The sequence below is a fragment of the Halomonas sp. BM-2019 genome (genome assembly GCF_017584085.1).
Genome location: NZ_CP071922.1, coordinates 284621 through 291994 on the forward strand (window position 1 = coordinate 284621; position 7374 = coordinate 291994).

General features: G+C 50.3%; 5 protein-coding genes and 1 pseudogene (1 of these 6 running past the window's edge). All 6 read left to right on the forward strand.

Going from position 1 to position 7374, the window contains the following annotated elements; all coding sequences use genetic code 11:
- Positions 1–1428 (forward strand): annotated as a pseudogene (gene atpA / locus J5F18_RS01485) (F0F1 ATP synthase subunit alpha) (it extends 89 nt beyond the left edge of the window).
- A 55-nt stretch (positions 1429–1483) separates the two neighbouring features.
- On the forward strand, positions 1484–2344 hold the full coding sequence (gene atpG / locus J5F18_RS01490; protein ID WP_290563147.1) for a F0F1 ATP synthase subunit gamma: 861 nt from the start codon (positions 1484–1486) through the stop codon (positions 2342–2344).
- A gap of 51 nt (positions 2345–2395) precedes the next feature.
- Entirely contained in the window at positions 2396–3781 is a 1386-nt protein-coding gene (gene atpD, locus J5F18_RS01495) for a F0F1 ATP synthase subunit beta (RefSeq protein WP_346300596.1), read from the forward strand.
- Positions 3782–3799: 18 nt separating this feature from the next.
- Positions 3800–4294 (forward strand): F0F1 ATP synthase subunit epsilon, encoded by a 495-nt coding sequence (locus J5F18_RS01500; protein ID WP_346300597.1) that lies wholly within the window; start codon positions 3800–3802, stop codon positions 4292–4294.
- On the forward strand, positions 4291–5670 hold the full coding sequence (gene glmU, locus J5F18_RS01505) for a bifunctional UDP-N-acetylglucosamine diphosphorylase/glucosamine-1-phosphate N-acetyltransferase GlmU (RefSeq protein WP_346300598.1): 1380 nt from the start codon (positions 4291–4293) through the stop codon (positions 5668–5670). The genes J5F18_RS01500 and glmU overlap by 4 nt, the downstream gene beginning before the upstream one ends.
- Before the next feature lies 1 nt (position 5671).
- Positions 5672–7374 (forward strand): glutamine--fructose-6-phosphate transaminase (isomerizing) (glmS, locus tag J5F18_RS01510; RefSeq protein ID WP_346300599.1); only part of this gene is annotated, 1703 nt, incomplete at its 3' end.

Genomic DNA, 7374 nt, shown 5'->3' on the forward strand with positions numbered 1-7374 from the left:
ATCCGGGTCACCGGTTTGGCTGACTGTATGCAGGGGGAGATGATCGAGCTTCCTGGAAATCGCTATGCAATCGCACTAAACCTTGAGCGCGACTCTGTAGGTGCGGTTGTAATGGGTCCATATGGCGACCTACAAGAAGGCATTAAAGTTAAAGCAACGGGTCGTATCCTGGAAGTTCCAGTGGGACGTGCCCTACTTGGCCGTGTTGTGAACACGCTAGGTATGCCAATCGACGGTAAAGGCGCAATCGATGCTGACGGTTTCGAGCCAGTAGAGAAGATTGCACCAGGTGTTATTGAGCGTCAATCAGTTGATCAACCAGTACAAACTGGTTACAAGTCAATCGACGCGATGATTCCAATCGGCCGTGGTCAGCGTGAGTTGATCATCGGTGACCGTCAGACCGGTAAAACAGCGATGGCCGTTGACGCCATCATCAACCAGAAAGACTCAGGCATTAAGTGTGTGTACGTTGCTATCGGTCAGAAAGCTTCGACCATCGCCAACGTCGTACGTAAGCTTGAAGAGCATGGTGCCTTAGCGCACACCATTATTGTTGCAGCGTCGGCCTCTGAGTCAGCAGCGCTTCAGTACTTGGCTGCTTACTCTGGTTGTACTATGGGTGAATACTTCCGCGACCGCGGTGAAGACGCACTAATCGTTTATGATGATTTGTCGAAGCAAGCCGTTGCTTACCGTCAAATCTCATTGCTACTGCGTCGTCCACCAGGACGTGAAGCATTCCCAGGTGACGTTTTCTATTTACACTCGCGCTTGCTTGAGCGTGCTGCGCGTGTAAATGCTGACTACGTAGAGAAGTTCACCAACGGTGAAGTGAAAGGTAAAACCGGTTCTTTAACTGCGTTACCGATCATCGAAACTCAAGCGGGTGACGTTTCTGCGTTCGTACCAACCAACGTAATCTCGATTACTGACGGTCAGATCTTCTTGGAAACTGACTTGTTTAACGCAGGTATTCGTCCTGCAGTTAACGCCGGTATCTCAGTATCGCGGGTTGGTGGTGCAGCTCAGACTAAGATCATCAAGAAGCTTGGTGGCGGTATTCGTCTTGCATTGGCTCAGTACCGTGAACTTGCAGCGTTTGCTCAGTTCGCTTCTGACCTTGACGAAGCAACACGTGCCCAGCTTGAGCATGGTCAGCGTGTCACCGAGTTGATGAAACAGAACCAATATGCGCCAATGAGCGTTGCGAACATGGCCGTGTCTATCTTCGCAGCCGAAAAAGGCTTCTTGAAAGGTGTTGAAATCGCTAAGATTCAATCTTTCGAGTCTGCTTTGCTGGAGTACTTTAACAGCGAGCACGCCGACCTCATGGCGAAAATTAATGAAACAGGCGATTACAACGGCGATATCGAAGCTGAAATTAAAGCAGGTATCACCAAGTTCAAAGAAACCCAGAGTTTCTAAGAGCCGGGCCGCAGGAAACTGCGGCCTTCCGTCGTTGTAAACGCAGGAGATTATTATGGCCGTTGGAAAAGAGATAAAAACTCAGATCGGGAGTATTAACAACACTCAGAAGATCACCAGCGCAATGGAAATGGTTGCTGCCTCGAAAATGCGTAAAGCGCAGGATCAAATGGCCAGCAGCCGTCCATACGCGGAAGCTATTCGCGAAGTGATCGGCCATATTGCTCAGGGTGACCTCGAGTATCAGCATCCGTGGATGACTGATCGCGAGGTTAAACGTGTTGGATATATCGTCATCTCGACCGACCGCGGATTGTGTGGTGGCTTGAACAGTAACGAATTCCGTATGGTATTACGTGATGTTCAAGAATGGAAAGAGAAAGGTGTTGACGTTAGTTTTGCCGCAATCGGTTCGAAAGCAGCTGCTTTCTTTAAACGGATTACGACAAATATCCTAACCCAAACTTCTGGTTTGGGTGATAAGCCTGCCCTGAACGATCTGATCGGAACGGTATCGGTAATGCTGAACGCATTCGACAGTGGTGAGCTTGATCGTGTGTATCTCGTGTACAACAAGTTTGTCAACACGATGACACAACAACCGGTCATTAACCAACTGTTACCTTTGCCTAAAACAGAAACTGCAAAACGTGCACATGCTTGGGATTACTTATACGAGCCAGACGCAAAAACATTGTTAGATACATTGCTGCGTCGCTTCGTAGAAAGTCAGGTGTACCAAGGTTCAGTCGAGAATTTAGCGAGTGAACAAGCGGCACGAATGGTAGCAATGAAAGCCGCTACCGATAACGCAGGACAACTGATTGATGAGTTGCAGTTAGTTTACAATAAAGCTCGTCAGGCAGCGATTACCCAAGAGATTTCAGAGATTGTCTCGGGCGCTGGCGCAGTGTAAACCTGCTACCCGGCAAAGGTCATGAAGATTTGCAGAGTTAGAGGATAAGTCATGAGTCAAGGTAAGGTCGTCCAAATCATTGGCGCAGTTGTGGATATCGAATTCCCACAATCTAGCGTACCAAAGATCTACGACGCACTGCGCATCGCAGAAGGCGATTTGAAGGGTCTAACCCTCGAAGTTCAGCAACAGCTGGGCGGCGGTGTCGTGCGTACAATTGCACTCGGTACTACTGACGGTCTCCGTCGTGGTTTGAGTGTTGATAATACAGGTGAGCCAATTTTGGTTCCCGTTGGTAAGGCTACCCTAGGACGTATTATGAACGTTCTTGGTGACCCGATCGACGAAGCGGGTGATATCGGTGAAGAAGAGCGTATGTCTATTCACCGTGAAGCACCTTCTTACGAAGATCAGTCAAGCTCTATCGAGTTGCTTGAGACAGGTATCAAGGTTATCGACCTAATCTGTCCGTTTGCGAAAGGTGGTAAAGTTGGTCTGTTCGGTGGTGCCGGTGTAGGTAAAACCGTAAACATGATGGAACTGATCCGGAACATCGCAATCGAGCACAGCGGTTACTCAGTATTCGCTGGTGTTGGTGAGCGTACTCGTGAAGGTAATGACTTCTATCACGAAATGAAAGACTCTAACGTACTTGATAAAGTAGCGTTAGTTTACGGTCAGATGAATGAGCCACCGGGTAACCGTTTGCGCGTTGCATTGACCGGTCTGACAATCGCCGAGAAGTTCCGTGACGAAGGTCGCGACGTCCTCTTCTTCGTCGATAACATCTACCGTTATACACTTGCTGGTACCGAAGTATCTGCACTTCTTGGTCGTATGCCGTCAGCGGTAGGTTATCAGCCTACTCTTGCTGAAGAAATGGGTGTACTGCAAGAGCGTATCACTTCAACCAAGACAGGTTCAATCACGTCAATCCAGGCCGTTTACGTACCTGCGGATGACTTAACTGACCCGTCACCAGCAACCACGTTTGCTCACTTGGACGCAACCGTCGTATTGTCGCGTGATATCGCGTCATTGGGTATCTACCCTGCGGTTGACCCACTGGACTCAACCTCGCGTCAGCTCGATCCACAAGTTATTGGTACCGAGCATTATGAAACAGCGCGTGGCGTTCAGTCAGTACTTCAGCGTTATAAAGAACTGAAAGACATCATCGCCATCCTTGGTATGGACGAGCTGTCTGAAGAAGATAAGCGTGTTGTCGCACGTGCGCGTAAGATTCAGCGTTTCTTATCTCAGCCGTTCTTCGTTGCCGAAGTATTTACCGGTTCTCCAGGTAAGTACGTGTCATTGAAAGACACAATTGCTGGCTTTAAAGGCATTCTGGACGGTGACTTCGATCACATGCCAGAGCAAGCGTTCTACATGGTTGGTACCATCGACGAAGCGGTCGAAAAAGCCAACAAAATGTAATCGAACGGGAGGTTTGTAATGGCGGTATCTACAGTACGTCTGGATGTGGTAAGCGCAGAAGAACGTTTGTTCTCCGGCGATGTACGTTCTATCCAGGTGACAGCTGAAGAGGGTGAAATGGGTATTTTACCTAAGCACACCCCGTTATTGACCGCCTTGAAGCCTGGCATGATTCGTTTGGTGACAGAAGCCGGCGAAGAAGAGCTGTTTTATGTCGCTGGTGGCATTATGGAAGTCCAACCTGACGTTGTGACCATTTTGTCTGACACGGCGGTACGTGGTGGCGAACTTGACGAGCAAGCGATTGAGAAATCAATCAAAGAAGCGCGTGAAGCCATGGCCCACTCGTCACCTGACATGTCCTACGCTGAAGCAGCAGCAGAACTTGCCCGTGCAGTCGCACAGCAAGGCGCTGACTTCATAAACATTTCGCAAGTGGCGTTTCAGAACGCTCGGAACCCTGCTAAAATTGTTACTTTCTTAGTGTCATTTGGTAGAAAGGATCGTCCATGACAACAACCGCTATAAATGCCGTCATACTCGCCGCCGGAAAAGGCACGCGTATGCGCTCGGCATTGCCGAAAGTTCTTCATCCAGTAGCCCAAAAGCCGATGGTCGCGCATGTTATCGAAAGTGCTCAAGCGCTGGGAGCTGAGCGGATTAACCTCGTTTATGGGCATGGCGGTGAACAGCTGCAAACGCGTCTATCGGATTATGCGGTCGACTGGGTTGAACAAGCGGAACAACTCGGAACCGGTCATGCGGTGCAACAAGCAATTCCCCAAATTAATGACCAAGACACAGTGCTTATTCTGTACGGTGACGTGCCGCTAACCCGGATTGAAACCTTGCAGGCATTGCTTGCCGCGAAAGCAGATAGCCCTTTCGCCTTGCTCACAGTCACTTTGCCCGACCCGACTGGCTATGGACGAATTGTGCGGGATAGCCATGGCAACATAACCGGTATTGTCGAGCACAAAGATGCGACGCCAGAGCAACATAAAATAGCAGAAGTAAATACCGGCATTATGGCGGTGAATGGTGAGGCTCTGAAGCGCTGGCTCAGTCAGCTCGACAGCAACAATGCACAAGGCGAATTCTACCTCACCGATATCGTCGCTATGGCAGCAGCCGAAGGTGTAGCGATTGCCAGTAGCCAACCGGCACAAATTAGTGAAGTGGAAGGCGCGAACAATCGTGTGCAACTTGCCGGCTTAGAGCGTGCTTATCAACAGCGCCAAGCTGAAGCCTTGATGATGGCCGGAGCAACCCTGCTCGACCCTGCCCGCATTGATGTGCGTGGCAATGTGACGGTTGGCTCCGATGTGGTCATAGACGTGAATGTGGTGTTTGAAGGCCAAGTCACCATTGAAGACGGTGTGGTGATTGAACCGAATTGTATTATTCGCGACAGCCATATTGCTGCCGGCGCGCATATCAAAGCGAACTCAGTGTTGGAAGGGGCAAAAGTGGGCCCAGCCGCCCAAGTTGGCCCATTTGCACGCTTGCGCCCAGGAACAGAATTAGCCACAGGCGCCGCGGTCGGCAACTTTGTTGAAATCAAAAAGTCTTACCTTGGCAAAGGCGCGAAAGCTGGTCACTTGACGTACTTGGGCGACACACATGTCGGCGCAGAGACAAATATTGGTGCAGGAACAATTACCTGCAACTATGATGGTGTGAACAAGCACAAAACTGAGATTGGCAGTGGTGCATTTATCGGATCGAATAGCTCATTAGTGGCACCGGTACAAATCGGTGACCATGCAACGATTGGCGCAGGCTCGGTCATCACCAGCAAAGTCGCTGCAAACGAACTTGCTGTAGCGCGCGGCAAACAAAGAAATATTGCGGGATGGAAACGCCCAGTGAAAAAGGGAGATAAGTAGCATGTGTGGAATCGTTGGAGCAACAGCTGAGCGCCGCGTCGCTGGGATATTATTAGAAGGACTTCGCCGCTTAGAGTACCGTGGTTATGACTCGGCTGGTGTTGCCTTGCTAAGCGACGCTGGCTTGCAGCAAGTGCGACGGATTGGCAAGGTACAAGCACTTGCAGATGCCTTAGACGAAACTGGCGCGAATGGCTTTAGCGGCATTGCCCACACGCGTTGGGCGACTCACGGCGGTGTGACTGAAGCGAACGCCCACCCGCATTTCTCGAACGACACGATAGCTGTTGTTCACAACGGTATTATTGAAAACCACGAGAGCTTACGCAAAAAACTGCAAGACCTTGGCTATGTGTTCACGTCGCAAACCGACACCGAAGTCATTTGCCACCTCATGCATCATGAGCTGAAAAGTCACAATGACTTGCTGGCTGCATTGCAGTCGACCGTAAAGCAGCTCGAAGGCGCCTACGGTACGGTTATTATGGACAAGCGCCGTCCTGGCGAGCTGGTCGTTGCTCGGTCTGGTAGTCCGTTGGTGATTGGTCTTGGTCTTGGTGAAAACTTCGTTGCATCAGACCAGTTAGCTTTATTGCCGGTCACCCGCGAGTTTATTTATCTTGAAGAAGGCGATGTAGCCCGCATTACCCGTGAAACTGTAGAAATTTTCGATACTCAAGGCCAACCGGTTCAGCGCGAACAACAAACCTCTGATCTGCAATATGATGCGGGTGGCAAAGGCGAGTATCGCCATTACATGCTGAAAGAAATTCATGAGCAGCCCATCGCTGTGCGTAATACCCTAGAAGGTCGTGTCAATGGCGATGAGATCATGGTGAATGCGTTTGGTGAAAATGCCGCCGAGATTTTTAAAGACATTCGTCACGTACAAATCGTTGCCTGTGGTACGTCGTATCATGCGGGTATGGTCGCGCGCTATTGGCTCGAGTCTTATGCCGGTGTGTCGTGTAACGTCGAAATCGCTTCCGAGTTCCGTTACCGCAAGTCGCACGTGTTCCCGGGCAGCTTGCTGATCACAATTTCGCAGTCTGGCGAAACCGCAGACACTTTAGCAGCGTTGCGATTGGCGAAAACCCTAGGTTATCGCTCCAGCTTAACCATCTGTAATGTTGCGACGTCGTCCATGGTGCGTGAATCTGATTTAGCCTTCCTCACACGCGCTGGCGCGGAAATTGGCGTTGCCTCAACTAAAGCCTTCACCACGCAGTTGGTTGGCCTGCTCATGTTGGTTAGCGCACTTGGCCGCTTTAATGGCATGGACAAAGCAACCGAAGCGCGTATCGCCCATGCATTAGCCGCGTTACCGACGAAGTTGGAGCAGTCACTGAAAATTACTGCGGAAATCGAAGAGCTTGCTGAAGAGTTTGCTGACAAAGATCACAGCCTCTTCTTAGGCCGTGGCGATCAATACCCGATTGCCATGGAAGGTGCGTTGAAGCTGAAAGAAATTAGCTACATTCATGCCGAAGCTTATGCGGCTGGTGAGCTCAAGCACGGTCCACTGGCACTGATTGACGCCGAAATGCCGGTGATTGTGGTGGCACCTAATAATGAACTGCTGGAGAAGCTGAAGTCGAACGTCGAAGAAGTTCGAGCTCGTGGCGGTATCATGTATGTCTTCGCCGACAAAGACGCCCACTTCGCCAGCGACGATACCATGCGTGTGATTAACCTCGATCACGT